Here is a 26152-nt window from a genome sequence, read left to right as displayed (position 1 = left end):
GCGTTTCACCGTGAAGTTGACTCGGGGGATTCCCGTCAGGTTTGATTTGTGATTCAAAATTGATGCTGGAGTGGAGGCCAGCATCAATGTCGGGACCTCTTTCCACTGATCTTCGTGAACGTGTTGTGTCTGCGGTTTTGACTGGGCAGAGCTGCCACGAGGCGGCGAGCCGTTTTGGTGTTTCGGTGTCGTCGGCCATCAAGTGGAGCCGGCGCTATCGACAGACGGGCTCGGTTGCGCCTGGGCAGATGGGCGATCATCGCCGTCCGGTTCTGACCGATCACCGGGCCTTCATTCTGGAGCGGATTGCGCTGACCCCGCACCTGACGCTGCACGGCCTCAAGGACGAACTGGCGGTACGCGGAGTGAAGGTGTCCCACAATGCTGTGTGGCTTTTCATGCGGCGCGAGGGGCTGAGCTTTAAAAAAGGGGACTGTCAGGGATTTTGTGCGTGAGGCCATGATGATGAGAAGGAGAATCATCGCATGGCAATTGAGAAGGACGTATTGGACCGGCTGCTCGCCGGTCGCGACCCGAACGAGGTATTTTCCCGTGACGGGCTGCTCGACGATCTGAAGAAGGCGCTTTCCGAGCGCATTCTGAACACAGAGTTGGACGAGCACCTGGACGACGAACGGGAGGCCGATGGCCCTGCCAATCGCCGCAATGGACATTCGAAGAAGACGGTGCTGACGGGCACCTCGAAGCTGCAGCTTTTGATCCCGCGGGACCGGACCGGCACGTTCGATCCAAAGCTGATCGCCAAATATCAGTGTCGCTTCCCCGAGTTCGATGACAAGATCATCTCCATGTATGCGCGCGGCATGAGCGTACGCGAGATCCGCGGCCACCTGGAGGAACTGTACGGCATTGACGTGTCGCTGGACCTGATCTCAGCCGTCACCGATGCGGTCCTGGAAGAGGTGGCCGAATGGCAGAACAGGCCCATCGACGGGGTCTATCCGCTCGTCTTCTTCGACGAGATCCGGGTCAAGATCAGGGACGAAGGCTTCGTGCGTAACAAGGCCGTCTACATCGCGCTCGGCATCCTGCCCGATGGCGCCAAGGAGATATTGGGCATCTGGATCGAGCAGACCGAAGGCGCCAAGTTCTGGCTGCGGGTGATGAACGAGTTGAAGAACCGCGGCGTCGCCGACATCCTGATCGCCGTGGTCGACGGCCTCAAGGGCTTCCCCGAGGCGATCAGCGCCGTGTTCCCGCAGACCGTGGTTCAAACCTGCATCGTGCACCTGATCCGCCATTCGCTCGAGTTCGTGTCGTGGAAGGATCGCAAACCCGTCGTTCCGGCGCTGCGCGCCATCTACCGGGCCAAGGACGCCCAGGCCGGGATGAAGGCGCTGGAAGAGCTCGAGACCGGCTATTGGGGTCAGCGCTATCCGGCGATCGCGCTCAGCTGGAGGCGCAATTGGGAGCACGTCGTCCCGTTCTTCGCCTTTCCTGAAAGCGTGCGCCGGATCATCTACACCACCAACGCCATCAAGGCCTTGAACTCCAAGCTGCGGCGCGCTGTGCGAACCCGGGGACACTTCCCCAATGACGATGCGGCCATGAAGCTGCTATATCTGGTTCTCAACAACGCCGCCCAGGACTGGAAAGGGCCTGCGGGAGTGGGTCGAGGCTAAACCCAATTCGCCGTGATCTTCGGCGAGAGGTTCGTCAGCCACTGACGAAGACAGGCCTCGCGCACAAAAAATCAGACAGTCCCAAAAAAAAGTCCTGTTCGCGCTACAACAGGGCCATGCCGCCATCGCCCGGCGGCGCACCCGCTGGAAGAGCATCCAGCCTCATCTCAACCCCAACCATCTTGTGTTCATCGACGAGACCTGGATCAAGACCAACATGGCCCCGATCCGCGGTTGGGGCACAAAGGGCGGTCGGCTGCGCGGCTACGCACCCCATGGCCACTGGCGCACCATGACCTTCGTGGCGGCGCTGCGCGCAGACGGTATCGTCGCCCCTGTGTCTTTGATGGTCCGATCAATGGCCAGAGTTTCCGTGCTTGGATCGACCAGCAAGTGCTCGAAACGATCGGTCCTGGGGACATCGTGGTGATGGACAATCTGGAAAGCCACAAAGCCATCGAGATCGGCCGTGCCATCCGCGCACGAGGCGCCAGGCTCTGGTATCTGCCGGCCTACTCCCGCGATCTCAACCCCACCGAGCAGGCCTTCTCCAAGATCAAGCACTGGATGCGCATGGCCCAGCGCCGCACCCTAGAAGACACCTGGCGGCATATTGGCCAGCTCGTTCAGACAATCGAGCCAGCCGAGTGTGCAAACTACATCGCAAACGCAGGATACGGGGCCACCTAAACGTGAAACGCTCTAGACCTAAGCTCTAATCTGCAGGGTGATCGCCAAGGGACGTCATCGACATTCGCGCCTGTTGCTCCTGCTGCTTCCAAGGCTCGGAACGGACACCCGAGCCTTGCAGGATCGCTGTTTATAAGAACATCAGGGAACCCGAATACCGAGCGCGAGGCACTCGGCTTTGCGGTCCGCAGCCGCGTCAGCCAGGCGTTCTTCTCGCTTCGAACGACGCAGGCTGGAGGCAGATATGTCGTTTTCGACCTCACATATGTGCGATTGCACTGCCGAGGGCGCGGGCCCTCCTTCAAGGTCTGAGTTGGCAATATTGACGACAATATCGAGTGCTTCCAGCAGCCGGTCTGTTGCAATGCTGACAGGCTTGCCCAAGACGCGACTGGCGGTGACGTTGACTAGTTGCGGCGTGATCAGCGCGATGTTCTTGCCGTGCTCGACATTGTCCACCACCATGTCGCCGACAATGTCATGCGCCTCACGAAATGAAATCCCCAGTTCTTTTACCAGAATGTCCGCCAGGTTCGTCATCGCAGCAAAGCTGTCCTGAAGATGGTGCATCATCCGAGCGACCTTCGGGGTGGCGGTTCGTATAGCGCCAGCCATTGCCGCTATGCTGGCTGATACACCATCCAGCGAGTCGGTGCCGAGGACGTGACGAGTCGACGTGTGCTGATAGGGAATGCTGATGAGCGATGATATGATGCCAGTGTGATCAGCCAGGGCCTTGGAGGCCATGGAACGCACATGCTCCAGTACATTTGGGTTTTTCTTATGGGGCATGATGCTGCTGCTGCCCGTGAAGGCGCCATCCAGTTCGATCAGCCCGAACTCATCGGTCTGCCAGAAGGTCATCTCCAGCGCCAGACGAGACAGGCCTGCCATCAATATGGCATTTGCGCCTGAAAACTCGGCGATATGATCCCATCCGGCAACGCCCTCCACGGTATTGACCACCAAACTGTCAAATCCAAGAAGCCTGGTCGTATATCGACGATCCAGCGGCCAGGTGGTGCCCGCAGACGCCGCGGCGCCCAATGGGTTTTGATTGACGCGATTATAGAGCGACTCATAACGCTCGTGGTGTTTGCCGAAAGCCTCCACATGCGCCATCAGGTAGTGGGCATAGGTGATCGGCTGGGCCTGCCGGGTGTGAGTATAGACCATCATCGGCGTATGAAGATGAGCTTTGGCCACCCCGACCAGGTCGGTTCGGAAGGCGTCGATAGATTCGCTAAGCGCATTGATGCGCGCCCGGTAGAACATGCGATTGTAGACGTTGGCCATGTCGTCTCGGCTACGCCCAATATGAAGTTTGCCGCCAACCAGCCCGATGTGCTCGACCAGCGCATTCTCGAAAGCCATATAGCCTTTCAGGTTGCTTTCGCTCTGCGCTCGGTGGGCAATATGAAACACACCCTCAAGGATCGTGACCGTCTCTGACTGCGTGAGGATGGATTGCTTGTGCAGCATGAGCGCGTGAGCCACATGCAGATCCACCTGATGATCGAAAGTTACATCAGGCAGCGAGTAGAGCGGACCACTATAGCGGCTGAGCTCCGATATTTCGGCAGCCTTGGGCTTGCTGGAAAAGCCAAATCGCGTTCCGTCATCAATGGTTTTAGACATGGTTGACCTTTTTGGGGGCGCCAATATGGAAATGGGTTCTAAGTGTCAGGCCAGGAGCGTACCGCGATGCCGGACAGCACCTGGCCACTGGACGCGAGCGTCCCAACCGAGTTCGCGGGAGATCTTCTCGGCCGCAGAAACGACGATGGGCGCCACGCTCTCAATAGACAGATGCGGTGAGGAGCGCTCCGCGTAGGCCACGCTAATGGCCGAGCGCGCATGACCGGTCACGTCCCGGATGGGGGCTCCGACAGAAACAACGCCGAGGATGGTCTCGTCCACGACGCTGGCATAACCGCGATCACGGATCTCCTTGACTTGGGCGATGATCCGTTCGGGCTCGACAATGGTGGACGGCGTCGCCTTGAACAGGGGGCCGGAATAGAGGATGGAGCGGATGCTGGTGTCGTCAAGATCGGCCAGCAGAACCTTGCCCATCGCCGTGCTGTGTAAGTAGGCCAGCTCTCCCGGATTGTTCCTGATGGCAACGGGGCCGGGCGACTGAACGCAAAGCAGATAAAGCGCGCGGTCATTGTGCAGCGTTCCCAAATATCCGTTGAGTTCATAAGTCTGGGAAATCATATGCAGCTGTTCCTGAGCCAGGATCAGCAGCCGGTCTTTCTGCAAGACCCCACTGCCTAGGCTGAAGGCCCGGTAGCCGATGACATAGCGCCGCGTAGCTTCGTCCTGACGTAGAAAATTATGAGCGGCAAAGGTATTGACGATGCGCTGAACGATTGAGGTGGAAAGTCCGGTTTGCCGAGCGATTTCGCGGATGCCCAGAGGTTCATGCGCCTGATCCACGAGTTCCAGGATCATGAGCCCACGCTCCAGGGATTGGCTGCTTGTCACGGAGGTCATTGTGTTCTCGGCGTTCGCAAAAAATTCAAGCGGTTGCAGGGAAAGTGGAGGAGGACCCGTCTGCCCGGGCCCTCCCTAAAATGCCCGATGCTACTCGGCACGTGCATCCATTGCATAGGTCTTTTCATCGCGGCGGGCGTCATAGTGGACATCGGCGGAGGAGGCCCAGGCCGAGGTCTGAATGTGAAGCGGAATAAAAGCTACGTCCTCGGCTGCGATTGCCTGCACCTTATGCATCAGCTCTTCGCGAGCGCCCTCATCCACCGTGGAAAGTATCCTGGTGATCAAATCGTCCACTTCGGGGTTGGAATATTGGCCGCGATTGGTCGAGCCGCGACCCTCTTCCGGATTCCAGGTGGCAAGCATCGCGTTGAGCGAGTTTTCATTGCTGACACTTGACCAGCCCATTAGAAATGTGGGGTAGGCAGCGTTATTGATCTGGGGAATGTAGTTTGCATAAGGCAAGGTCTCCACAGAGGTCTGCACGCCAATACGTGCCCACATCTGCGCCACGGCCTGGACAATTTCTGGCCCATTGACGAAGCGGTCCGTAGGGGCATGAAGGGTGATGCGGAAACCATGTGGATAGCCGGCTTCGGCGAGCAGCGCCCGGGCGGTTTCGGGATTCGCAGCGGGAGGAGGCAGGTCCTCATTATAGCCGAAACTGTCCGGCGGCAGTACCTGCCCGTTGGCGACGGCTTCACCCTTCATAATGAATTCGACGATGGCCCGGCGGTCGATGGCGATCGAAAGTGCCTTGCGCACTCGGACGTCCAGTAAGGGATTGGTGTCCAGCGCTTCTCCATTCGGCCCGACGATCTGAGGAGCTTTGCCCGTGGGCAACTGGTTGAGGCCGATAAAAATGATGCGCTTGGCGGGCTTTGACGTGACGTGGATATCCGGGTTGCTGGAGAGCTGATCCAAATCGGCGGAGGGCACGGCATCCACGAGTTGGACATCTCCGGCCAGCAAGGCGGCAACGCGACCGGCATCATTGGGCATAATGCGATAGCTGACATTCTCGTAGGCAGGGGACGATCCCCAGTATTCCTCGTTGCGCACCAGGGTGACGCGATCGTTCTCGGCATAGGAGACCAAGCGATAGGGCCCAGTGCCGACCACGACATCGCCGTTGCGGAAGGACGGAGAATCCAGGTTTTCTCCCAGTGTATGGCTGACGATGGGTACTTGCGTGAGGTAGTCGATCATCATCGGAAACGGCTCTGTCGTGTGAAAGCGGATCGTATGCTGATCGACAATCTCGAGTTCTGAGACCTGCCGAATGTAGGGAATATAGGAACCGGGACTGTTTGTGATCGAATTGATCCGATCAAACGTGAACTTTACATCGTCCGCCGTGAATGGCGCTCCGTTGTGAAACGTCGCCTCGCGCAGTTTGAATTCCCAAGTATTTTCGTCAATGATCGACCAGCTCTCAGCCAAGCGAGGAATTGGCCGGTTGTCGTTATCCAGCCCCACCAAGCCCTCGTAGACGTGCATGACCATCGCGTTGTTATAGACGGTGAGATGGTAGTGCGGATCGAAGCTGGTAATGGGCCCTTTCACAGCTATCGACAGATCGTCCGCATAACCGATGCCAATCGCAGCGGTGCCTATTGTTGCGGCCAGCAGGGCGCGGGCAATGGTACGCCGCAAGAATCTTACCCTCATATTTCTTCTCCTCGTGAGTTCCCCTACAATGTTCCTATAAATGGAACAATGTTCCTATTGTATCCTTAGCGACCGACGAGTCAATGCGATGGTATTGACGGCTTCTTCAAAATAACGAGCCAGGCCTGCTTGACGCTCACAAATAGCTCAAATATTGTTTTGAGGAACATTGTTCCATTTATAGGAACATAATGTAATGCCGGGTTCGATGCGTCCCGGCTTTCCAGGAGGTAATGGGCCGTGTCAGACCGTCAAGAATATGCAAGCATTTCAGTGGACGAGGGGCGGCTCGACGCCATGCTCCAAGCCGAGCAGTCCCATTGGTATGCCGGGCATCAGGAGTGCCGTCGCTTGCATGACCGCGCCAAGAAGACCCAACTGCATGGTACGCCCACTTATCGCGTCAATCATTTCCCCTCTGCGGTTCCGATTTTCATCACCGAGGCCAACGGGGCGCGCCTGACCGATGTGGACGGTCACTCCTATGCCGATTTTTCGCTTTCTGGTTCAGCGGCCCTGTTCGGGCACCGGCATCCCAAGGCAGTTGCGGCAATGCGCGAGCAGTTGGATCGGGCCCTAATGAGCGACTGGCCGACCGAGGACCATGTCCAGGTTACCGAACTCATGCAACAGAAGTTCGGACTGCCAATCTGGCAGTTCAGCCTTTCTGCGGCGGATGCCAATAGGTTCGCCTTGCGCTTTGCACGGATTGCAACCGGCCGCCAGAAGATTCTCGTCTTCAACAACACTTATCACGGATCGCTCGACGAGACCCATGCGGTGCTTGATGGAGGTCAGGTCGTTGCTCCCGATGGGGTGTCACGCAATGGGTTCGACGTGTCTTCGACCACGGTCGTGGCCGAGTTTAACGATATCGAGGCGACGGAAAGGTTGCTTCGGTCCCGTGAGGTTGCGGCCGTCATCGTTGAGCCCGCGATTACAACGCGGCGCAGCATTGTCATGCCGAGCCCAGATTTCCATCGGCGGCTGCGTGAAATAACCCGTGCCACCAATACGCTGCTGATCGTGGACGAGACACAGACCATTGTTGCCGGTCCTGGCGGTTTCACGCAGGAATTTGGTCTCGAACCCGATATTCTCACCATGGGTAAATGGGCGGCCGGCGGCCTTCCTATCGGAATGTATGGCATGACCGACGCGGTAGCACAGGCTGTGGCGGGTTATGATGGCCGTGTCATGGGGAGCACCCTGGCGGGCGGCGCGCTCAGCACGCATGTCATGAAGACAGCGCTGAGCGAGATCATTACCGAGGATAGTTATGCGCTCATGACATCGGCGGCGAGCCGATATGCCGATGGCGTGCAAGCGGTCATATCGCGCCTTGATCTACCGTGGCATGTCGCGCGCCTGGGTGCCCGCGTCGCGTTCTGGTTCGATCCGGCCCCTCCGGCATCCGGCACGATTTCCGTGTCCGATGCACAGGCTGAGGCGCGCGCCAAGGTGCATGAGGCTTTTTGGTTTTTCCTGGCCAATCGCGGCGTGCTGATGAGCGGCTGGGACTGCACGTCGCTGTTTTGCCCGCTGCTCGAAGAGGCCGATGTCACGGCGCACCTGACGTTGGTCGAGCAAGCAATTGAAGCGGTGGTCGCCCAATAGATGATTATAGGGGAAAAGGGGCAGGTCGGAGAAGGTCCGATAAAGGATTGGTCGGGTCTGCGCAGCAAGATTCTGGATCGGCTTTTTGCAGAAGACTCCTTCGATGTCCTGCTATCCTTGGATCCGGATAATTGCCGGTATATTTCCGGCTATCGATCCATGATGGCAGACATGTCCCCACATTATCGGGTGGGAGTGGTCGCGAGCCGCGATCGGGTTGTTCTCGTCACGTCTGCGGGTGATCTCGCGGCAGCTCGGGAAGTGCTGGGCAGCACTTGCGACATCGTAACTTACGGAGAGTTCTATCTTTGGAGCGAGCAAGAGGGCATGCGTTCGGTGGGCGCTCACGCCGAATTCGATGCGGCACTGCGCTCGGTGCTGGCCGACTTTGCTCCTGCCCCCCGCCTTGCCATCGACTCGACGGGAACCAAGGCCCTCGCCTTGAATTTGGACGGCATGCTCCGGCCTGGTCAGGTGATCGCGCCAACCGACGCCGTTCCACGAGCACGCCGGCTTAAATTTCCCGAGGAAATCCATTTGCTCGGCCAGGCAGCTGCCATGCTGGATGCGGGCCTCACTCTCGCGAGAGGATTGGTGCGGGAAGGGGCTACGGAACTCGATATTTCCGGCGAAATCGCCCGACTTGTTTCCAGCCGTGGCGGTGTTGCTCGGTCGCTGGCGATAACGTCAGGTCTTCGTTCGGGCAATGTCGACGCGTTCGCGACGCCACGCGCTTTCGAACAGGGCGATCTGGTTCGCATGGATCTCAGCGCCAGCTATCACGGCTACTGGGCCGATATGGCGCGAACCGTGGTGGTCGGCGAGTCCGACCAAGAGCAGGAGATGCTTTTCGGCGCGCTGCTGGAAGGATTGGATGCAGGACGCGAAGTTCTGCGAGGGCAAGTGACCGCAAGTGCCGTCTTCCAGGCCATGATGGCACGTGTTCGAGACAGCGGTATAGCCGATTACCAGCGTCATCATTGTGGCCACGGAATTGGCGTGACGATCAATGAATATCCATTGATAGGACCGAATTCCCATGTGCCGATCGAGCCAGGCATGGTGCTGTGCATCGAGACACCTCTGTATCGGGAGGGGTGGGGCGGCATGATGGCAGAAGACATGGTGGCTGTTACCATAGAGGGTTTACTGCCGTTGAGCGCTGGGCCGCTCGATCTGCACGCGACTTCGGGCATGGCAGAGTGCCAATGAGAGGAACCGAGATGACGGACGATGCTTGGTCCGCAGACGAAACACTATGCGTCCATCCGCCAAAACCGGATATGGGCGGCTTCAAAAGCCTCAGTCCCCCATTGTATCGTGGCTCAACCATCGCATTCGAGAGCGGTGAAGCCTATGCACGCCGGAATGACAAAGGGCCGGATGCCTACAGCTATGGGCTGCATGGCACGCCGACCGTGCGTATGCTCGAAGCACAGATCGCTGTCTTGGAGGGTGGCGTGCGGGCAGTGGTCACGCCATCAGGCCTCTCGGCTCTGGTGCTCGTCATGCAGACGGTGCTGAATGCAGGCGATGAGGTGCTGATCCCGGATACGATATATCCTCCCGTGCGTGAGTTTGCCGACTTTCATCTTGCTCGTATGGGGATTGCGGTGACGTATTATCCGCCCTGTGTCGGCAGCAAAATCACGGAATGGCTATCGCCGATCACCCGGCTGGTATTGGTAGAATCGCCCGGCTCGACGACGATGGAGATGCAGGACATCCCGGCCATCGTCGCCAGCGTGCATCAGCAAGGTGCCCTGGTTTGCTGTGACAATACCTGGGCATCGCCGCTTTATCTCAAGCCGCTGGCGCTCGGAGCGGATTTTTCTGTCGAGGCTCTGACAAAATATGCTGGAGGGCACTCTGACCTTTTGATGGGATCGGTGGCCGTTCGGGACTATGCGCTCTTCGAGCAGTTGAAGAGGACGTTTAAGCTGTTCGGTTTGGGCGTATCGCCTGACGACGCGCTTCTCGTGCTGCGTGGAATCAAGACCATGGCAGTCCGCCTTGCCCACTCCAGCGCGGTGGCGCTTCGTATTGCCACTAAATTGCGGGAGAGACCGGAAATTGAGGCGATACTCCATCCCGCCCTGCCAGAATTCAACGGCCACGATCTCTGGCAGCGTGACTATAACGGTGCCGGCAGCGTCTTCACCGTGGTTGTTCGACGTGAGTTCCGAGCCAGTCTTGCCCAAGCGCTGGACGCGGTTCGCATATTTTCGATCGGGGCGTCCTGGGGAGGCGTGCACAGCATCCTTGCTCCGATGTCTCTGGCCGGTCTGAGAACGGTCCAGACCGACACATCCGAAGGTCCATATCTCCGTGTCAGCATCGGGCTCGAACGCGAAGATGATCTAATGGCCGATCTCATCAAATTGCTGGAACAATTGCGGCCGGAGGTTGCCGGCGTTCGTGAAGAGGTGGTCAGTCAAACTGGAGACGTGAAATGCTAATCTGGTTCGGGCAACGCATATTGCAGGCGATGCTAGTCGTGCTGGTGATGACGGTTATCGTATTCCTCGGCATCAATGTTATTGGCAATCCCGTAGACATCCTGATCTCTCCCGACGCTGACCAAATCGAGCGCGCCCGGATCGTCAGAGAGCTTGGCCTGGATCAGCCTCTGTGGGTTCAGTACGTCGAGTTCCTTAAGGGGCTGCTGCGCGGCGACCTCGGCAATAGCTACGTGTACAACCGGCCTGCGCTACAGGTCATTTTGGAACGTCTGCCGGCTACCCTGGAACTGGCGATTGCGGCAATGACCCTGGCAATCCTGGTCGGAATTCCACTGGGTCTCTATGCCGGGCTGCGTCCGAAATCGGCTTTGTCCAAGACGCTGATGGCCGGAAGCATAATCGGCTTCTCGCTGCCGACCTTCTGGATCGGCCTGCTCATGATCATGGTTTTCGCGGTGGCCCTAGGTTGGTTGCCGTCAAGTGGGCGTGGCAGCACGGTCTCCGTTCTGGGAATGCAGTGGTCTTTCCTCAGTGTCGATGGCTGGCGATACATGATCCTGCCTGCGACGACGATGGCTTTGTTCAAGATTGCTCTGTTGATCAGAATGACGCGGGCAGGCGTAAGGGAAACCTTGCCGCTCGACCACGTGCGCTATGCCAGGGCCCGCGGCCTTACAGAAAGGAGGGTTGTGGGCGTCCATGTCCTCAAGAACATCATGATCCCCATCGTGACTGTGGTGGGGCTGGAGTTCGGGTCAGTCATCGCATTTTCCGTAGTCACCGAAAGCATCTTCAATTGGCCGGGTATGGGAAAATTGATCGTGGATAGCATAAATATACTTGATAGGCCGATAATAGTTGCTTATCTGGTTGTAATTGTTGTGCTTTTTGTCACAATCAATTTGATTGTAGACCTAATTTATACTTTGCTTGATCCGCGCGTGCGGGTGGCGGGAGGGAAGGCGTGATGTCAGCCGATCCATCGACACTGTTTGAAGCGTTTCCCTCCACACCAGAGACGACCTGGCAGCGCCACTGGCGGAACTATCGCCGTTCCAGGATTGCTGTTCTGGCGCTCATAATGTTCGGCATCATCGTTCTCTGCGCGGTATTTGCCAACTTTTTGTCGCTGCAAAACCCATACGACCTGATGCAAATCGACTTCCGTGACGGCATGCGGCCTCCTGGATCTCAGTCCGCTGCTGGCACGATGCTGATCCTCGGGAGCGACGGACAGGGCCGCGATATGTGGTCGGCGATCCTCTACGGATTGCGAATATCGCTGATAGTGGGCATCGGTTCGGCGCTGATCGCGGCGCTGATAGGAACGCTGCTGGGACTGCTTGCGGCATTTGCGGGGGGACGCACTGATTCCCTGATCATGCGGCTGGTCGACCTGCAACTTTCATTCCCCACAATCCTGGTGGCATTTATCATCCTCGCGGTGCTGGGCAAGGGCATCACCAACGTCGTCCTGGCTCTTATCATCGTTGAATGGGCAACCTATGCGCGCACGGCCCGTGCCACGGCACTGGTCGAGATGAAACGCGAATATATCGAGGCGGCGCACTGCCTTGCGCTGCCATGGTGGAAAATCATCACGCGGCACCTGATGCCCAACTGCATGCCACCACTCATCGTTGTCGCCACGATGCAGGTGGCGCGCGCGATTTCCCTTGAGGCGACCCTGTCCTTCCTTGGCCTGGGCGTGCCGGTCAACGAACCCAGCTTGGGCATGCTGATCGCCAATGGCTACCAGTACATGCTGTCGGGCCAGTACTGGGTCACACTTTATCCGGGCATCGCCCTGGCGTTGACGGTGTTGTCCATCAATCTCGTCGGCGACCGAATTCGGGATATTGTCAATCCACGTGGAGAAGATGAGTGATGTCGCAACAGAAAACGCCCACGCTTGTCGTTGACCGCCTGAGCACTTCGCTTTTTGTCTCCGGGCGCTGGAGGCCGATCGTCAGCGATATCTCGTTTTCTATCGCGCGGGGCGAAACGCTGGCCGTTGTCGGCGAATCCGGATCAGGCAAGAGTATTACCGCGCTATCAGTGATGGGCCTATTGCCGCGAGGCAAAAGCCGCACGTCGGGCACGGTCACTTTTGACGGGCGAAATCTGCTGACGCTTCCAGATCAAGAGATGCGGCGGATACGCGGACGCGACATCGCAATGATCTTTCAGGAGACCAGTCTCAACCCGGTTTACACCGTTGGTTTTCACATGGTCGAGACAATCCGGCAGCATCTTGAGCTGGGACGGCAAGAGGCGAGGAAGTTGGCGGTTGAACTGCTCGAGCGCGTCCGGATACCTGCCGCGTCGCATCGCCTTGATGATTATCCGCACCAGTTCTCCGGTGGTATGCGCCAGCGGGTCATGATTGCGTTGGCGCTGGCGACAAATCCTCGGTTGCTGATTGCCGATGAGCCTACGACAGCGCTTGACGTGACTATACAGGCGCAGATTCTGGAGCTCATCAAGGAAATCCAGGCCGAGTACGACATGTCCGTGATGTTCATCACGCACGACATGGGTGTGGTCGCAGAAGTCGCCGATCAGACAATGGTGATGTATCACGGCGCCTGCGTCGAGAAAGGAGCGACGGCCGAAATATTTCGAGATGCCGAGCATCCCTATACACGTGCCCTGCTCTCTGCTGTTCCCAGACTTGGCAAAAGCGAGATTGCCGGAAACGATGACGAATGGAGCGAACCGATAACAAGCTTGCCTCAAGTACCAGAGCCGAACAAGTCGGCTGTGCCATTGCTGGAGGTCCGCGATCTGACCAAGCGCTTCGAAGTTCGTGGAGGACCGCTCAGGCGCCTGGGTGGTCGCGTGCATGCCGTGGAGGGAGTGTCATTTCACCTTGCACCGGGTGAAACATTGAGTCTGGTGGGAGAGTCGGGAAGTGGGAAGTCTACCACGGGGCGGCTGGTCATGCGCCTCCTCGAACCGACTGCCGGAAGCATCAAAGTGGACGGGCGGGACATCTCATCGCTCAGCCAACGTGAAATGAAGGACTATCGCCGCAAGGTCCAGATAATCTTTCAGGATCCTGTGTCTAGCCTCAATCCCCGCATGACCATCGGCGCCGCCCTGACTGAACCATTTCTGACGCATGGTATGGGGTCACGGCAGGATGCCGAAGACAAAGCGGTCGCCACGTTGGAACGGGTCGGGCTTAAATCAGAGATGTTTCACCGTTTTCCGCACGAGTTCTCTGGCGGCCAGCGCCAGCGCATCTGCATAGCCCGGGCCCTTATGCTGGAGCCGAAGCTGATCGTGGCCGATGAGGCCGTCTCAGCGCTGGATGTGTCCGTCAAGGCGCAAGTCATGGAACTCCTGGCAGAACTCCAGAGGGAAAGGGGTCTGTCCTATCTGTTCATTTCCCATGACATGGCGGTGGTCGAACGCTTTAGTCATCGCGTTGCGGTGATGTATTTGGGAGAGATCGTCGAGATTGGTCCGCAGGACAGCGTTTTCTCCTCTCCCGCTCATCCTTATACGCGTCGTCTCCTCGACGCCGTCCCAATCCCGGATCCCAGTCGTCGCTCTGTACGGCGAGTAACCGAGGGTGACGAAATCCGTTCAACCATAAAGCCGCTAGATTGGGTTCAAGACCGGCCTGTCTGTACGCAAGTCGGCGAAGGTCATTTCGTCCTAGAGAGTGCTAATCGTAGTTTTTAACCAGTAGCATCAGCGCGCGAACTGACAGCTTGCAAGCGATTCTTCAATCGACAGGCCTAGGACGCAACCTGTTCCCTGTATCCGCTAAAAAGAAGACTCTCTCTCGACACGATCTCGGTGAGGAAGTCGGAGACAAGGGTGAACCGCTTCATGTTCCGGAAATCCTCGTGCAGCACGGTCCAATAGGCGCGTTTGAGGGAGTGTTCGGGTAGGAGGCGAACCAGTTCCTTGTCCCGGCTGGCCATGAAGGCATGCAGAATGCCGATGCCTGCGCCCCAGCGTACGGCCTCGGTCTGCCCCATGGCCGAGGAAACGGCAATCTGTGAGCGCCATTCAGCGCTGAACGCTGAGGTATAGTCGAGCGAAGCGGTGTAGAGGAGGTCCTCCACGTATCCCACCAGCCGGTGCGCGCGCAGGTCGTCGAGACTGGACGGCGTTCCGTGAGCGTCAAGGTAAGCGCGCGAGGCATAAAGCCCCAGCGAATAATCGGTCAACTTGCGGGCCACCAATCGGCCCTCGCGGGGGCGTTCCAGTGTCACCGCAATGTCGGCTTCGCGCCGCGAGAGCGAGAAGGCTCTCGGTACCGGCACCAGTTCGATCCGCAGCATAGGGTGGCGCTCGACCAGTTCATGCAGCCGGGGCGCGAGGAAGGCCACGCCAAACCCATCGGGAGCGCCGATGCGCACAATGCCCTCGATGTCGCTATTGTTGTCCACGGCCTCCGCTGCCGCTAGGCTGGCGCTTTCCATGGCCTCGGCATGGGCGAGGAATTGCTCGCCCTGGGCGGTGAGTTCGGTCCCGTTGGTGCGCCGCATGATCAGCGTGCTGCCGATGGCCTGTTCCAGCGCAGCCAGTCGGCGCGACACCGTGGCGTGGTTGAGATTGAGAGCTTTCGCCGCCCCGAGAATTTGCCCGTTGCGCGCCACGGCGAGAAAGATGCGAACGTCGTCCCAGTTCATGTGCTTTATTTTCTGCACAACGGATACGCAAATGATTGCGTTGATGTGCGATTTATATAGGGCGATTATCCCCTCCAGCCAAGGAGGATTATCATGCGCACAATCGGACATTTCATTGATGGCGTCGAAACCAGCGGCAACTCGATCGAGTTTCAGGACGTCTTCAACCCGGCCACCGGCGAGGTTCAGGCGCGCGTGGCGCTGGCAAGCCAGGCTGATCTGGACGTCGCCGTCGCTTCGGCCGCCGCTGCGCAGCCCAAATGGGCAGCGACCAATCCGCAGCGGCGGGCGCGCGTCTTCTTCAATTTCGTCGCCCTGATCAACCAGAACATGCAGGAACTGGCCGAACTGCTTAGCGCCGAGCATGGCAAGACCGTCGAGGATTCCAAGGGAGACATCCTGCGAGGGCTCGAAGTGTCCGAATTCGTCGCCGGCGCGCCCCACCTGCTCAAGGGCGAATTCACCGACGGCGCCGGACCGGGCATCGACATGTATTCCATGCGCCAGCCGGTCGGCATCGGCGCGGGCATCACGCCCTTCAACTTCCCGGCCATGATCCCGCTCTGGATGCTCTCGCCCGCCATTGCTGCCGGAAATGCCTTCATTCTCAAGCCCTCCGAGCGTGATCCCTCCGTGCCGATGCGGCTGGCGCAGCTGGCCATTGAGGCCGGTCTGCCCAAGGGCATCCTGAACGTGGTGCATGGCGGCAAATCGGTCGTCGATGCCATTCTCGCACACGAGAAGATCGAAGCCATCAGCTTTGTAGGCTCCACGCCCATCGCCCGCTATGTCTATGGAACGGCAGCCGCCAATGGCAAGCGCGTGCAGGCGTTCGGTGGCGCCAAGAACCATATGGTCATCATGCCGGATGCCGACATGGAAAAGGCCGCCGATGCCCTGATGGGCGCCGGCTATGGCTCGGCGGGCGAACGCTGCATGGCTGTTTCGGTGGCCGTACCGGTCGGCGATGGCACGGCGGACCGCATCGTTGCTGCGCTCAAGCCGCGGATCGAAAAGCTCAAGGTCGGCCCGGCCTCCGATGCCGGCTCTGAAATGGGGCCGGTCGTCACCAAGGCCAGTCAGGAGCGCATCAAGTCACTGATTTCGAGTGGAGAGAGCCAGGGCGCCGAACTGGTTATCGACGGGCGCGACTTTACCCTGCAGGGTTATGAAAACGGCTATTTCGTGGGCCCGACCCTGTTCGATCGCGTGACCCCGGAAATGGACATCTACAAGGAAGAAATCTTCGGCCCGGTCCTGAGTGTCGTGCGTAGCCAGACTTATGAGGATGCCGTGACCCTGATCATGGACAATGCCTATGGCAATGGCACCGCGGTCTTCACCCGTGACGGCGACGCCGCCCGCGATTTTGCCGCGCGCATCAATGTCGGCATGGTCGGCATCAATGTGCCGGTTCCCGTGCCGCTGGCCTATCACAGCTTTGGCGGCTGGAAGGCGAGCGCCTTCGGCGATCTCAACCAGCACGGCACCGATTCCATCAAATTCTGGACTCGGACAAAGACCGTAACGGCACGCTGGCCCAGCGGTATCAAGGATGGCGCCGAATTCCAGATGCCGACCATGAAGTAGTCTCCAAGTAACGATAGGTCACTTCCAGCGCGTCAATCATCGGCCGGTTCGCGAGCAGTCAAAGCCGGCCGTTCGACAGATGACGTAAAAGAATTGCGGTGACTGGCTTGGTGGACTGCGCAATGAGGACAGCAGCAACGAGCTGTTCCGTCGACAGGCACCTCTCTTGTCGGCAACACCTCCGTGAACCTTGAGCACTCGTCGTTCGAAGAGGGCGATCACTCCGCATCACTCAATGTGAAGGCAATTTCGCCAAGCAGGCGAGTTGTCGCAAAGCCAAGCGCACGGTCAAGGGCCATCTTGGATTATCTATTAATTTCAATACGATATGAGTTCGCAGTTTTATTCTGACCGGCGCGCCATTCTCCTGCAAAATTGGGCACCATTGCTCGCGCAGAATCCTCCCCATCCGAAACGGCTTTCAAAAGCTGACCCTTGGGTCCGCAGATGCGGATGCGATCCTTGCCGATGGTCACCTTGCTGACAAAGGTATGCAACCAGGTACGACGAAATGCCGGATCGGCATCGCGAAGGCGGCGGCGGATCCCGGAGGAGAAGCGTCGCACCATGACCGGTGAAAGTTCAGTCCGGACCGTGCTGCGCCGGCGCAACGATTCGAGCGCTGCGGTGCCCTCGCGAACCTGCAGCTTGGACAAATCGACGCGTTCCCTGAAGCGGGTATAGTGTAGCTCGGCAACACCGGCCTCGATGGCGTCGTAGAGCCGGTCGAGGCGCGATTGGGCGTCAGCGATGGCGGCACGCTGTCGCCCGATCTCGGCATCGAGTTGCTGGCGGGTCGCATCGGTTCGGTCGGTCATGGCCTCGAGGATGGCTGCGAGACGCTGGGGAGCGAAGATCTGCTCCTCAACGGCGCTGATCACCAGCTCGTCGATCTTGTCCATCCTGACCGAATGGCCACAGCCGGTGCCCTCGGTGGCACTCTTGGCGCAAGTCAAATACTTGTACCGGCCACCCTTGCCGGTGCGCAACATCATGCCGCGCCCGCACTGATCGCAGGCGGCAATACCAGTCAGAAGGGTCGGGCCGGTGACGACCCGCGGCGCCGTCTTCCTGGGATTGCGCGCCTGCAAGGTGCTCTGTACGGCATCGAAGGTTTCCTGGTCGACGATGACCGGCACCGCCATCCTGATCCATTCGGATGGCGGGCATTCCTTGCGGGTGCGGCTGTCGATGCGATTGTAGTAATGGATGCCGATATAGGCTTCGTTCTTGAGGATGCGCTCGACCGAGGCGGTATAGAAGGCCTTGCCCCGATACCGGTAGCCCCGGGTGTTGAGGTGGGTAGTGATGGCCTTGATGCCCATGGGGCTGCCGCCCTCGTGGCCGTTCATGTAGAGCCTGAACACCGTGTTGACGATGGCGGCCTCCGCCTCGTTGACCTCGAGAACCTTCTTCTCCTTGCGGCGCAGCACCAGAGCGATCTTGGTGCGTTAGCCGAAGGGCGGCGCCGAACCGTTCCAGTAGCCCTCTTCGGCGTTGGCCATCATCATGTCGCGGACAATACCGGCATTGACCTCGCTCTGGTGACCGTCGAAGGCGGCGAGGATGGTTTCCATCAACTCGCCATGGGCCCCTTCCGGAATATCCTGGGTCGCCGAGACCAGGCGTACGCCGGCCTGTTAGAGAAGTTCCTTGTAGTGCAGATACTGGGTGGGATTGCGGAAGAAGCGGCTGAAGGCATAAACAATGACCACGTCCACGTGATTGGCGGGATCGCAGGCGAAGGCGAGCATCCGCTTGAACTCAGGCCGCTGATCGGATCGAGCCGACACCCCCGGTTCAACGAACACCTCGACGAGATCGGCATCGCGGAGCACGCAGGTGGCGTCGATTTTCCTCTGTTGGTCATCGAGGGAGACCTGGTGGTCGGCCTGGCGTCTAGTGCTGACGCGGCAATAGCCGAGAGCCCGAAGACGACGCGCTTGCGTCCGCGATCCGATCTGTTCAGCCATTGCTATCGTCAACATCATCCTTTGCCGGGGCCAGCAGGTCGTCGGCCCAGTGCAGGTACAGATCGGCTTCAGCCTTGGACACTGCAAGGCCCAAGGTGAAGTCGGTGACGATCACCATGTTCATGGTAACCGTCGATTTTGCGCCGGTACACGGGCGCGGAGACTTCGAAACTGGCTCGACGCGCGAAACGCCTGGCGCCAGCGTGCCAAGTGATTTCAACGCCATGAATATCCTGGTGCCCCGCACCCGCCAGGGTAGGGGGCCGGTAGCGGTCAGGCAGCTTTTGGGCGACGGCAGTCGAATGCAACCGTAGCCAGGCATTCGAGCCGACTTCTAGACCCCTCTAAGGTCGGGCAACTTCTGAAAAATCACCGCTGCACTGCACGTACTACACCGGTAGGTCGAATCGGGTGTGTCTTTGCGCCTATTGAGAGCACCGACGGTTCTCAGCGCCAACTGCTTTCCTTTGGGTTTTCGTAAACCATACCATCATCGGCCAATTCATAGCACATTGTGCGGTCGGCATCACGATGGCCCATGCCGATACAGTGGTAAGACTGGGGCAGCGAGGCGTCGGGCTCGCCTCGGTCATAGTTGGCTGCGAAGGTGATTTCTCCCCCCGCTATCATAAGCGACGGTGTTTAGGTTCAGATATGCCGAGCGGCCACCGGCGACGTCGCCGTCAGCATCAACAAATTCGACGACCACTTCGTCCTGTGCCTGCCATTCGGCCGATGAGTGATTTCGAGCGACAAGACGCCGGGGTTGGAAGCTGTGATCGAAGCGATGGTGGACGACAGGTACGTGTTGGAAGGATCGAGGGGACCGCGACAATATCCTCATAGTCAGTGCTATCGTCGCGGGAGACCATGGGGTCAGAGTCGATGACGCAGGTCTTCAGCTCCGCCGTGACGCCGGACACGATTAGCGCGAAAATGGCGCCGACGGGATCAATGTACCCCGCAACTCGGCTATGATGTCGCCGATTTTGTCGCGTCAACAACGGACAGGATCTGCATCTGGACGCTCCGCGCGCCACATCATCGTGGAGTGCAATTATCTGTTGATCGGAACGAAGCCGTGGTCCGATCTGATGCCATTCTTTAATCTGGTGACCATGGTGCGCGAGGATCGTCAACTGCTTGAGCGGCGCCTGCTGCAGCGATGGTTGTCTCATGGCTACAGTGGTGACGCCGCGCGAGCGAAGGTCGACAGCAACGACTTGGTCAATGCGGATATCGTCCTGAACGAGAGCCGCGGGGCTCAGCTTATCCTGCGCAGCCGGCAGTCCTCGCCCGGCCGTGCTGTCCAGGCCGAGGCTGCCGACAGATAGCCGCTGGCATACATGGCGGCCACTTAATCCTGTCCCCGGCAAGCATCGGCCCCAGCTTGCCTATAAGTCGCTGGCCAACGGCGCAGGGCACGCACCGTTGGCCAGCCACCACGACCGTCCAATCCCCTTTATGAGGGGCTGAACAGCGCGGGAATCAGCGTCGATACACCCGGAACAAAGGCGATGATCACTAGCGCCCCGATCAGCGCCCCGAAGACCGGTAACAACGGGCGGTTAGCCTTGTTCTGGTCAACGCCCGCAATCTTGCAGGTGATCAGCAGCAGGACTGCAACGGGCGGCGTCAGCGATCCCATCAGCACGCCAAAGATGATCACCATGGCAAACTGATAGGGGTCGAACCCATAGGACATGCCCAGTGGCTGAAGCACCGGAACCAGCATGATCAGTGCCGGGATCGGCTCGATGAAGATGCCGATGACGAGAAGGATCACCAGAATGGCAGCCATGGCGATCAGGGGATCTGCTGTAAAGGCCTGCATTGCGGTCACGATCATCACCGGCACGCCTTCGCGGGCGATGATCCAGCCGAACACCGATGCGCCGCCCATGATGATCATGATCGAGGACGAGGTGATCGCCGCCTGGGTCATATTTGAGGCTAGCTGGCCCAGTGTGCTGCGACGTGTCAGCAAGGCAAAGGCCGCGCCATAGAGCACGGCGATCACGCCGGCTTCGGTGGCCGTCACCACGCCCGATATAATGCCACCCACAATGATTGCTGGCATCAGGAGCGCAACGATCGAGCGCCGGATCGCATCGAAGATTTCACGGGCACTGACTGCGGTCACCGACTTCTTGATGCCGTCTCGATGCGCAAGAACAAAGACTGCACCCATCAGCACCAAGGCAATCAGCACACCTGGAAAAATACCGGCAAGGAACAGCGTGCCTACCGACAATCCGGTCATGGAAGCGTAGATCACCATGACGACGCTGGGCGGCAGGATCGGGCCCAGAATAGCGGCGGAGGCATTGACCACCGCAGCGTCTTCCTTGCGGAAACCGTCCTCGACCATGGCCGGGACCATCATAGAGCCAACTGCTGCGGCCGATGCGGCAGCAGAGCCGGAAATGGTGGCGAACAGGAAGCTGGTCATGATCGTGACATGGCCCATGCCACCGCGCAGCCGACCGACCAATATACGCGACAGGTCGATGAGCCGGCCGGTAATGCCACTGATATTCATCACCGCGCCTGCCAGAATAAACAGGGGAATGGCCAGTAGTGGAAAGCTGTCGAGCGAGCTGTACATTTTCTGGGGCATGACCAGAAGCGGGATCGATCCATCCAGCGCCAGCGCGCCAAAGGCCGCCAGCCCCATGGAAAAGGCGATGGGCATGCCCAAGGCGATGAACAGAAGCAGGAGAAGGGTAAGCGAGATCAGCATCAATCATATCCTCCGATGCTTGGTCCCGGCGGACGCACCAAGAGCGCCAGAATGGCGAGGGCAGCCGAAAGCGGAATGGGCAAAAAGAACCAGAATCGCGAAATGCCCAGCGCCGGGGACACGACCGGTAGGCCGCGCATGGCAAAGTCCATTCCGGTCCAGGCTAGCGCCGCGCAGAAAACGATGGACGAGACGATTGCCGTCTTGGCCTTGAGCGTGCGCATCCAGCCGGCGGGCAACTCAATTATGTCCACGAGGATTTCCTCATGCCGCCACAACTGTACCGGCAGGCCCAGCAAAGTTGCCCAGACCAACAGCATGACGATCAGCTCCTCGGTCCAGAAGATGCTGAAGTTGAACGCATATCGATTGACGATCTGGAGCAGCGTCGTGAAGATCATGACAGCGAAGGCCACCGACATGGTGACCTTCGCCGCATCCATGATCCACCCCGTGAGGCGTGTGATCATGAGAACCTCAGGCCTGTTCGCGGATGGCGGTGAGCAGATCCATCGAGCCCGATTCCTGAGCAAAGCTGTCCTGAAGCGATCCGAGCTGGCTGGTGAACGCCTCGAGGTTGGGCTCGTTGATGGTCAGCCCGGCTTCGGCCAGCTTTTCGAGCCAGCCTTCTTCGCGTGCAAGGTGCTCGCTGCGCAGCTTGTCGCCGGCCTCGGCTGCCGCCTGTTCCACCGCTTCCCGGTTCGCGTCGGACAGGCCGGCCAGGAACGAATTATTGGCCACGAACGAGCCGTCCAGGAAAATGTGACGGGTCATCGAGCAATATTGGGTCACTTCATGGATGCGGAAAGTGTAGGCGACTTCGGGTGAACCTTCCATCGCATCCACGACCCCGGACTGCAGGGCCGAATACATTTCGGTCGCCGGAATTGGCGTCGGAATGGCGCCCAGTTGCGAGAATGTGCGGACAAACACCGGGGCTTCCGGCAGGCGAACCTTGACGCCGCGGAAATCGGACGGCTCGTTGATGGCGCGGTTGCGCAGATAGGTGCTGCGGCGGCCCGACGTCATCCAGTTCATCACGCGCATGCCCGAAGCCTGCTCGAGCTCACCGGCCAGCGTTTTGCCGAGATCGCCGGTCACCACCGATTGCCAATGCTCGAAATCGCGATAGATATAGGGCAGGGCGACGACGCTGAAGCGCGGCAGGTAGCTGGCATAGAGGCCGGACTCGCCATATCCCATTTCCAGCGTACCGAGCGCCACCGATTCTACGATCTCGCGCTGGCCGCCCATCTGGCCGGCGGGCAGGACCTGCGCCGCGACGGCGCCACCGCTGAGCTCGCTCACCCGCTGGGCGAAGAAGTTTGCTGCGATATCCTGTTCGGACTCGAGCGCCAGATGATGAGCGAGGCGGATATTGGTTACGCCTTGTCCGCGAACGATGGCCGGCATGGCCAGGCCGCCGAACAGGGCACTCGACCCCAGCAGCATCTGCCGCCGGTTCATGCTGTTCAAGAATGTCATTCAGTTCTCCTCCATGATGACGTTTGTTGAATTTGAAATGTGATATTGGGCCGGGTAGTGCCCGACATCTTCCCTATTGATCTTCGAAGAAGTCCTTCAGGCGATTGCGCGACGTTCCGATATGGGTGCGCATGGCCGCCTCCGCCGCGTTGGCATCGCGCCTGCGGATTGCCTCGATAATCGTGGCATGTTCGTCCACGGCTTCTTCGGTCACCTGGGAATGGAATTTCAGGCGGAAGAGGTGAATGTGGACATGCAGGCGTGACAGCACGTCCTTGATGAGATTGTTGCCGCTGCCAGCCGCGATGCGCTCGTGGAATTCCTCGTCCTTCTTGGCGAAGCGCGAATATCCGATTCGGCTTTCCGCGGCATTTTTGCCGGCCATGCCCGAAACCATGCCTGCCAGGTCTTCGATCGCATCATCGCTCATATTGCGCGCCGCCATGCCGGCGAGAGCCGGCTCGAGCAGGAGACGCAATTCGAACAGTTCGTTGAACTGGGCGAAGGACAGCTGGGGCGTTGCCGAGTAGCCAATGAGGTGCGCTTTGACCACAAGCCCCTCGGACTCCAACTGGTGCAGGGCTTGGCGGATAGGGGTCTGCGACACGCCCAGGCTTCGGGCCAGTGCGTCGACTGTGATGCGCGAGCCGGGCGGAATGCGCAATGAGACCAGTTGCGACAGGAGCACCTCATAGACCTCGTCCCCCAGTCCGCTAGGTCGGCTGAGCATGGGCATAGGGGCCGTGTCGTCCTCGGCAACTGGCGGGCGGGGGCCTGTTTTTCCCATCGGCAAGTCCATCCTTCTCACATGTGGTGACCTTGACAGCACCGAAGGAATAGCATCATGAATATCGAATTGCAAATCGGATATCAGATCGGATTTTGACTTTGGTGTTGTTGCCCACAAAGAAGGTGGAGGCTGCAGCTGTGTCGGCACTCCGGGCACATGGCGTGCCCGAGGCGTTTGCGAAGCTTCAGGTCGAGTTGCTGGTTGAAGCGGAATTACGTGGCCGGGCTTCGCATGGTCTGCTGCGCCTCAGCCGCATATGCGAGCGGATCGATAACCGCGTCATCAATCCGGTGACGAGCGGTGCGCATGACTGGCGCGGCGCGTTCCTGTCGGTTGATGGTGAGGCCGGATTGGGGCCCGTTGTCGCCCACAGCGCCATTGGAGCGCTGCGCGACAAGGTGCGGGAAACAGGAATAGCCGTTGGTGCGATTGCCAACAGCAATCATATCGGCATGCTGGCCTTCTATGCCGAGCAGATCGCCAGCGCTGGGTTGGTCGCTATCGTTCTCTCGACCAGCGAAGCTCTGGTCCACCCCTATCGCGGCCGCAAGGCGATGCTGGGCACCAATCCGATCGCCATTGGCGTGCCGACTGCTGGATTGCCTTTCGTCCTCGACATGGCGACGAGCCTCGTATCCATGGGCCAAATTCACCACTACGCCAATCGCGGCCAAGCGCTGCCGCCGGGTTGGGCCGTGGATGCGGATGGCAATCCCACTACGGATGCCGCCGCCGCCAAAAGCGGCGCCATCGCACCATTTGGCGAGGCAAAGGGCTATGCGCTCGGCCTGGCCTTTGAAGTGCTCGTCGTCGCCTTGACCGCCTCGGCCATCGGCAGGAACGTGGTCGGCACACTCGACAGCACGGCTCTTTGCAACAAGGGCGACGTCGTCATCGTCATCGATCCCGCGCTGCAGCCGGGAACGGCCCATATCATCAGCACCTATCTCAACGATATCAGGGCCTCAGGAAGCGCGGATAGCCCGGTGCTTGTCCCCGGTGACCGCGCCTTGGCCGTTAGGGAGCGCTCCCTGGCCAATGGCGTCGAGCTGCCAGACGCCCTTTGGGCGCGGATTCTGGACCTCTCCAAGGAAGGAATGAAAAGTTGAGCTTGTTTGCTGCTATTAGATCGCCGGCACAGGTCATCGTCGGAAATGGGCAGCGCGCGGCTCTGCCCTCCATCGCGGTCTCCTTTGGCCGTCGCGCCTTCATCTGCACCGACAATCGCTTTCACGTCGACGAAAAGCTGTCCCGGCTGGCCGATGACCTGCGCAACGCCGGCATCGAATCCTTCGTCTATGACGGCACGGTCGCCGAACTGCCAATGCAATGCATCGACGAGGCAACGGCTTCGGCCCGGACATTCGGCCCGGACATGGTGATCGCAATCGGCGGAGGCAGCTGTGTCGACCTCGCCAAGGTTGTGGCTTTGCGCCTTGCTCACGACGGCCCCGTGCCCGGTTTTTACGGCGAGTTCAAAGTCCCCGGTCCTGTCCTGCCGATCATCGCTCTGCCCACGACTGCTGGAACCGGCTCCGAAGTGACTCCCGTAGCGGTGGTTGGCGATCCTGAACGCAGCGTCAAAGTCGGTATTTCCAGCCCATATCTCATTCCGCAGGTGGCCATCTGCGACCCGGAACTGACCCTGACCTGCCCGCCCGGCTTGACGGCCAGCTCGGGTGCCGACGCGCTCTGCCATGCCATCGAGGCTTTTACCGCCATCGCCCGTCCGGCTGATGCGGGCATCACGCGGCGGCAGGTTTTTGTCGGCCGCAATGGCTTCAGCGATGTCCAGGCCCGCGCCGCGATCGAACTGCTCTTTGCCAATCTGGCGCGGGCGGTCAACGACGGCTCCGATATTGCCGCCCGCGAAAATGTCATGCTGGGCGCGACGCTGGCTGGCCAGGCCTTCGGCGTTGCGGGCACGGCCGCGGCCCATGCCATTCAATATCCCGTCGGGGCCCTGACCCATACGGCGCATGGCGTGGGCGTGGCGTGCCTGCTTCCCTATGTCATGGCCTTCAACAGCGCACAGGATCCAGCCCGTTTTGCCACCATTGCCGATCTCATCGCGGTAGGCGCAGGTGAGGACGACGCCAGCAGGGCCAGGGCCGCAATAGACGCTATCGCGCAATTGTTCGCGACCATCGGCATTCCTTCCACCTTGCAGGATCTGGGGCTTGACGCTGACAGGCTCGACTGGGTGGCCGAGCAGTCGCTGGAAGCCAAGCGCCTGGTCAACAACAATCCCCGCACACTTGATCTCACGGCCATGAAGGCCCTCGTTGCCGCTGCCTATGCCGGCAATCGCGACGCACTCTATACTTTGTAAGGACC

General features: G+C 59.3%; 22 protein-coding genes and 3 pseudogenes. 13 read left to right on the top strand and 12 right to left on the bottom strand.

Going from position 1 to position 26152, the window contains the following annotated elements; translation table 11 throughout:
• Window positions 1-86: 86 nt before the first annotated feature.
• From ABIE28_RS17895 to ABIE28_RS17885, 3 pseudogenes are all read left to right on the top strand, one after another.
• A pseudogene (locus ABIE28_RS17895) lies at window positions 87-428 on the top strand (helix-turn-helix domain-containing protein); the annotation flags it as partial.
• Window positions 429-485: 57 nt separating this feature from the next.
• Window positions 486-1688: pseudogene (locus ABIE28_RS17890) on the top strand (IS256 family transposase).
• 34 nt (window positions 1689-1722) lie between these two features.
• Window positions 1723-2333 (top strand): annotated as a pseudogene (locus ABIE28_RS17885) (IS630 family transposase); the annotation flags it as partial.
• A gap of 141 nt (window positions 2334-2474) precedes the next feature.
• Here ABIE28_RS17885 and argH read toward each other — a convergent pair.
• From argH to ABIE28_RS17870, 3 genes are all read right to left on the bottom strand, one after another.
• Window positions 2475-3971 (bottom strand): argininosuccinate lyase, encoded by a 1497-nt coding sequence (gene argH, locus ABIE28_RS17880; RefSeq protein WP_354065283.1) that lies wholly within the window; start codon window positions 3969-3971, stop codon window positions 2475-2477.
• A gap of 45 nt (window positions 3972-4016) precedes the next feature.
• Window positions 4017-4832, bottom strand: a complete 816-nt coding sequence (locus ABIE28_RS17875; protein ID WP_354065280.1) for an IclR family transcriptional regulator — start codon at window positions 4830-4832, stop codon at window positions 4017-4019.
• Window positions 4833-4922: 90 nt separating this feature from the next.
• Complete coding sequence (locus ABIE28_RS17870; protein ID WP_354065278.1) at window positions 4923-6488, bottom strand: ABC transporter substrate-binding protein; 1566 nt, start codon at window positions 6486-6488, stop codon at window positions 4923-4925.
• Window positions 6489-6743: 255 nt separating this feature from the next.
• Here ABIE28_RS17870 and ABIE28_RS17865 point away from each other — a divergent pair, with 255 nt between their 5' ends.
• From ABIE28_RS17865 to ABIE28_RS17840, 6 genes are read left to right on the top strand one after another with little or no spacing between them, the layout of a single operon-like run.
• Complete coding sequence (locus ABIE28_RS17865) at window positions 6744-8120, top strand: transaminase (RefSeq protein WP_354065276.1); 1377 nt, start codon at window positions 6744-6746, stop codon at window positions 8118-8120.
• Complete coding sequence (locus tag ABIE28_RS17860; protein WP_354065274.1) at window positions 8121-9332, top strand: M24 family metallopeptidase; 1212 nt, start codon at window positions 8121-8123, stop codon at window positions 9330-9332.
• A gap of 11 nt (window positions 9333-9343) precedes the next feature.
• On the top strand, window positions 9344-10579 hold the full coding sequence (gene metC, locus ABIE28_RS17855; protein WP_354065272.1) for a cystathionine beta-lyase: 1236 nt from the start codon (window positions 9344-9346) through the stop codon (window positions 10577-10579).
• A complete protein-coding gene (locus ABIE28_RS17850) occupies window positions 10573-11550 on the top strand; it encodes an ABC transporter permease (protein WP_354065270.1) in 978 nt (325 codons plus the stop codon). The genes metC and ABIE28_RS17850 overlap by 7 nt, the downstream gene beginning before the upstream one ends.
• On the top strand, window positions 11550-12470 hold the full coding sequence (locus tag ABIE28_RS17845) for an ABC transporter permease (protein WP_354065268.1): 921 nt from the start codon (window positions 11550-11552) through the stop codon (window positions 12468-12470). The genes ABIE28_RS17850 and ABIE28_RS17845 overlap by 1 nt, the downstream gene beginning before the upstream one ends.
• Window positions 12470-14275: an ABC transporter ATP-binding protein gene (locus ABIE28_RS17840; protein WP_354065266.1), complete on the top strand. Its 1806-nt coding sequence runs from the start codon at window positions 12470-12472 to the stop codon at window positions 14273-14275. Before ABIE28_RS17845 ends, ABIE28_RS17840 begins: the two co-directional genes overlap by 1 nt.
• 56 nt (window positions 14276-14331) lie before the next feature.
• Here ABIE28_RS17840 and ABIE28_RS17835 read toward each other — a convergent pair whose 3' ends face one another.
• On the bottom strand, window positions 14332-15234 hold the full coding sequence (locus tag ABIE28_RS17835; RefSeq protein ID WP_354065264.1) for a LysR family transcriptional regulator: 903 nt from the start codon (window positions 15232-15234) through the stop codon (window positions 14332-14334).
• A gap of 93 nt (window positions 15235-15327) precedes the next feature.
• On the opposite strand from ABIE28_RS17835, the gene ABIE28_RS17830 reads away from it, so the two are divergent.
• Complete coding sequence (locus tag ABIE28_RS17830) at window positions 15328-16824, top strand: CoA-acylating methylmalonate-semialdehyde dehydrogenase (RefSeq protein WP_354065262.1); 1497 nt, start codon at window positions 15328-15330, stop codon at window positions 16822-16824.
• A 305-nt stretch (window positions 16825-17129) separates the two neighbouring features.
• Here ABIE28_RS17830 and ABIE28_RS17825 read toward each other — a convergent pair whose 3' ends face one another.
• The 4 genes from ABIE28_RS17825 to ABIE28_RS17810 all read right to left on the bottom strand — a co-directional run bounded on the left by ABIE28_RS17825 (window position 17130) and on the right by ABIE28_RS17810 (window position 19023).
• Complete coding sequence (locus ABIE28_RS17825; RefSeq protein WP_354065260.1) at window positions 17130-18257, bottom strand: recombinase family protein; 1128 nt, start codon at window positions 18255-18257, stop codon at window positions 17130-17132.
• Window positions 18258-18275: 18 nt separating this feature from the next.
• Window positions 18276-18401: a hypothetical protein gene (locus ABIE28_RS17820; RefSeq protein WP_354065258.1), complete on the bottom strand. Its 126-nt coding sequence runs from the start codon at window positions 18399-18401 to the stop codon at window positions 18276-18278.
• Between the two features lie 63 nt (window positions 18402-18464).
• Window positions 18465-18797, bottom strand: coding sequence for a recombinase family protein (locus ABIE28_RS17815; RefSeq protein WP_354065256.1), 333 nt, complete (start codon window positions 18795-18797; stop codon window positions 18465-18467).
• A complete protein-coding gene (locus tag ABIE28_RS17810; protein ID WP_354065254.1) occupies window positions 18790-19023 on the bottom strand; it encodes a hypothetical protein in 234 nt (77 codons plus the stop codon). Before ABIE28_RS17810 ends, ABIE28_RS17815 begins: the two co-directional genes overlap by 8 nt.
• Before the next feature lie 748 nt (window positions 19024-19771).
• Here ABIE28_RS17810 and ABIE28_RS17805 point away from each other — a divergent pair.
• Window positions 19772-20131, top strand: a complete 360-nt coding sequence (locus ABIE28_RS17805) for a nucleoside/nucleotide kinase family protein (protein WP_354065252.1) — start codon at window positions 19772-19774, stop codon at window positions 20129-20131.
• A gap of 128 nt (window positions 20132-20259) precedes the next feature.
• On the opposite strand, the gene ABIE28_RS17800 is transcribed toward ABIE28_RS17805, so the two are convergent.
• The 4 genes from ABIE28_RS17800 to ABIE28_RS17785 form a co-directional block, all read right to left on the bottom strand.
• Window positions 20260-21540: a TRAP transporter large permease gene (locus ABIE28_RS17800; protein ID WP_354065250.1), complete on the bottom strand. Its 1281-nt coding sequence runs from the start codon at window positions 21538-21540 to the stop codon at window positions 20260-20262.
• Entirely contained in the window at window positions 21540-22010 is a 471-nt protein-coding gene (locus tag ABIE28_RS17795) for a TRAP transporter small permease (RefSeq protein ID WP_354065248.1), read from the bottom strand. The genes ABIE28_RS17800 and ABIE28_RS17795 overlap by 1 nt, the downstream gene beginning before the upstream one ends.
• A 7-nt stretch (window positions 22011-22017) precedes the next feature.
• Window positions 22018-23025 (bottom strand): TRAP transporter substrate-binding protein, encoded by a 1008-nt coding sequence (locus ABIE28_RS17790; protein WP_354065247.1) that lies wholly within the window; start codon window positions 23023-23025, stop codon window positions 22018-22020.
• A gap of 73 nt (window positions 23026-23098) precedes the next feature.
• Entirely contained in the window at window positions 23099-23761 is a 663-nt protein-coding gene (locus tag ABIE28_RS17785; protein WP_354065245.1) for a GntR family transcriptional regulator, read from the bottom strand.
• Between the two features lie 155 nt (window positions 23762-23916).
• On the opposite strand from ABIE28_RS17785, the gene ABIE28_RS17780 reads away from it, so the two are divergent.
• On the top strand, window positions 23917-24924 hold the full coding sequence (locus tag ABIE28_RS17780; RefSeq protein WP_354065243.1) for an Ldh family oxidoreductase: 1008 nt from the start codon (window positions 23917-23919) through the stop codon (window positions 24922-24924).
• Window positions 24921-26147: an iron-containing alcohol dehydrogenase gene (locus tag ABIE28_RS17775; protein ID WP_354065241.1), complete on the top strand. Its 1227-nt coding sequence runs from the start codon at window positions 24921-24923 to the stop codon at window positions 26145-26147. The genes ABIE28_RS17780 and ABIE28_RS17775 overlap by 4 nt, the downstream gene beginning before the upstream one ends.
• Window positions 26148-26152 lie beyond the last annotated feature (5 nt).

Origin of the sequence: Devosia sp. 2618 (assembly GCF_040546815.1) — a bacterium.
Lineage (GTDB): Bacteria > Pseudomonadota > Alphaproteobacteria > Rhizobiales > Devosiaceae > Devosia.
This window is presented reverse-complemented; position numbering and strand designations above follow the sequence as displayed.

Coding starts and splice junctions, on each gene's coding strand:
- argH (WP_354065283.1), bottom strand. CDS start 3,971: ATGTCTAAAACCATTGATGACGGAACGCGATTTGGCTTTTCCAGCAAG.
- ABIE28_RS17875 (WP_354065280.1), bottom strand. CDS start 4,832: ATGACCTCCGTGACAAGCAGCCAATCCCTGGAGCGTGGGCTCATGATC.
- ABIE28_RS17860 (WP_354065274.1), top strand. CDS start 8,121: ATGATTATAGGGGAAAAGGGGCAGGTCGGAGAAGGTCCGATAAAGGAT.
- metC (WP_354065272.1), top strand. CDS start 9,344: ATGACGGACGATGCTTGGTCCGCAGACGAAACACTATGCGTCCATCCG.
- ABIE28_RS17850 (WP_354065270.1), top strand. CDS start 10,573: ATGCTAATCTGGTTCGGGCAACGCATATTGCAGGCGATGCTAGTCGTG.
- ABIE28_RS17845 (WP_354065268.1), top strand. CDS start 11,550: ATGTCAGCCGATCCATCGACACTGTTTGAAGCGTTTCCCTCCACACCA.
- ABIE28_RS17840 (WP_354065266.1), top strand. CDS start 12,470: ATGTCGCAACAGAAAACGCCCACGCTTGTCGTTGACCGCCTGAGCACT.
- ABIE28_RS17835 (WP_354065264.1), bottom strand. CDS start 15,234: ATGAACTGGGACGACGTTCGCATCTTTCTCGCCGTGGCGCGCAACGGG.
- ABIE28_RS17830 (WP_354065262.1), top strand. CDS start 15,328: ATGCGCACAATCGGACATTTCATTGATGGCGTCGAAACCAGCGGCAAC.
- ABIE28_RS17820 (WP_354065258.1), bottom strand. CDS start 18,401: ATGGAAACCATCCTCGCCGCCTTCGACGGTCACCAGAGCGAGGTCAAT.
- ABIE28_RS17815 (WP_354065256.1), bottom strand. CDS start 18,797: ATGGCTGAACAGATCGGATCGCGGACGCAAGCGCGTCGTCTTCGGGCT.
- ABIE28_RS17810 (WP_354065254.1), bottom strand. CDS start 19,023: ATGGCGTTGAAATCACTTGGCACGCTGGCGCCAGGCGTTTCGCGCGTC.
- ABIE28_RS17805 (WP_354065252.1), top strand. CDS start 19,772: ATGATGTCGCCGATTTTGTCGCGTCAACAACGGACAGGATCTGCATCT.
- ABIE28_RS17800 (WP_354065250.1), bottom strand. CDS start 21,540: ATGCTGATCTCGCTTACCCTTCTCCTGCTTCTGTTCATCGCCTTGGGC.
- ABIE28_RS17795 (WP_354065248.1), bottom strand. CDS start 22,010: ATGATCACACGCCTCACGGGGTGGATCATGGATGCGGCGAAGGTCACC.
- ABIE28_RS17790 (WP_354065247.1), bottom strand. CDS start 23,025: ATGACATTCTTGAACAGCATGAACCGGCGGCAGATGCTGCTGGGGTCG.
- ABIE28_RS17785 (WP_354065245.1), bottom strand. CDS start 23,761: ATGCCCATGCTCAGCCGACCTAGCGGACTGGGGGACGAGGTCTATGAG.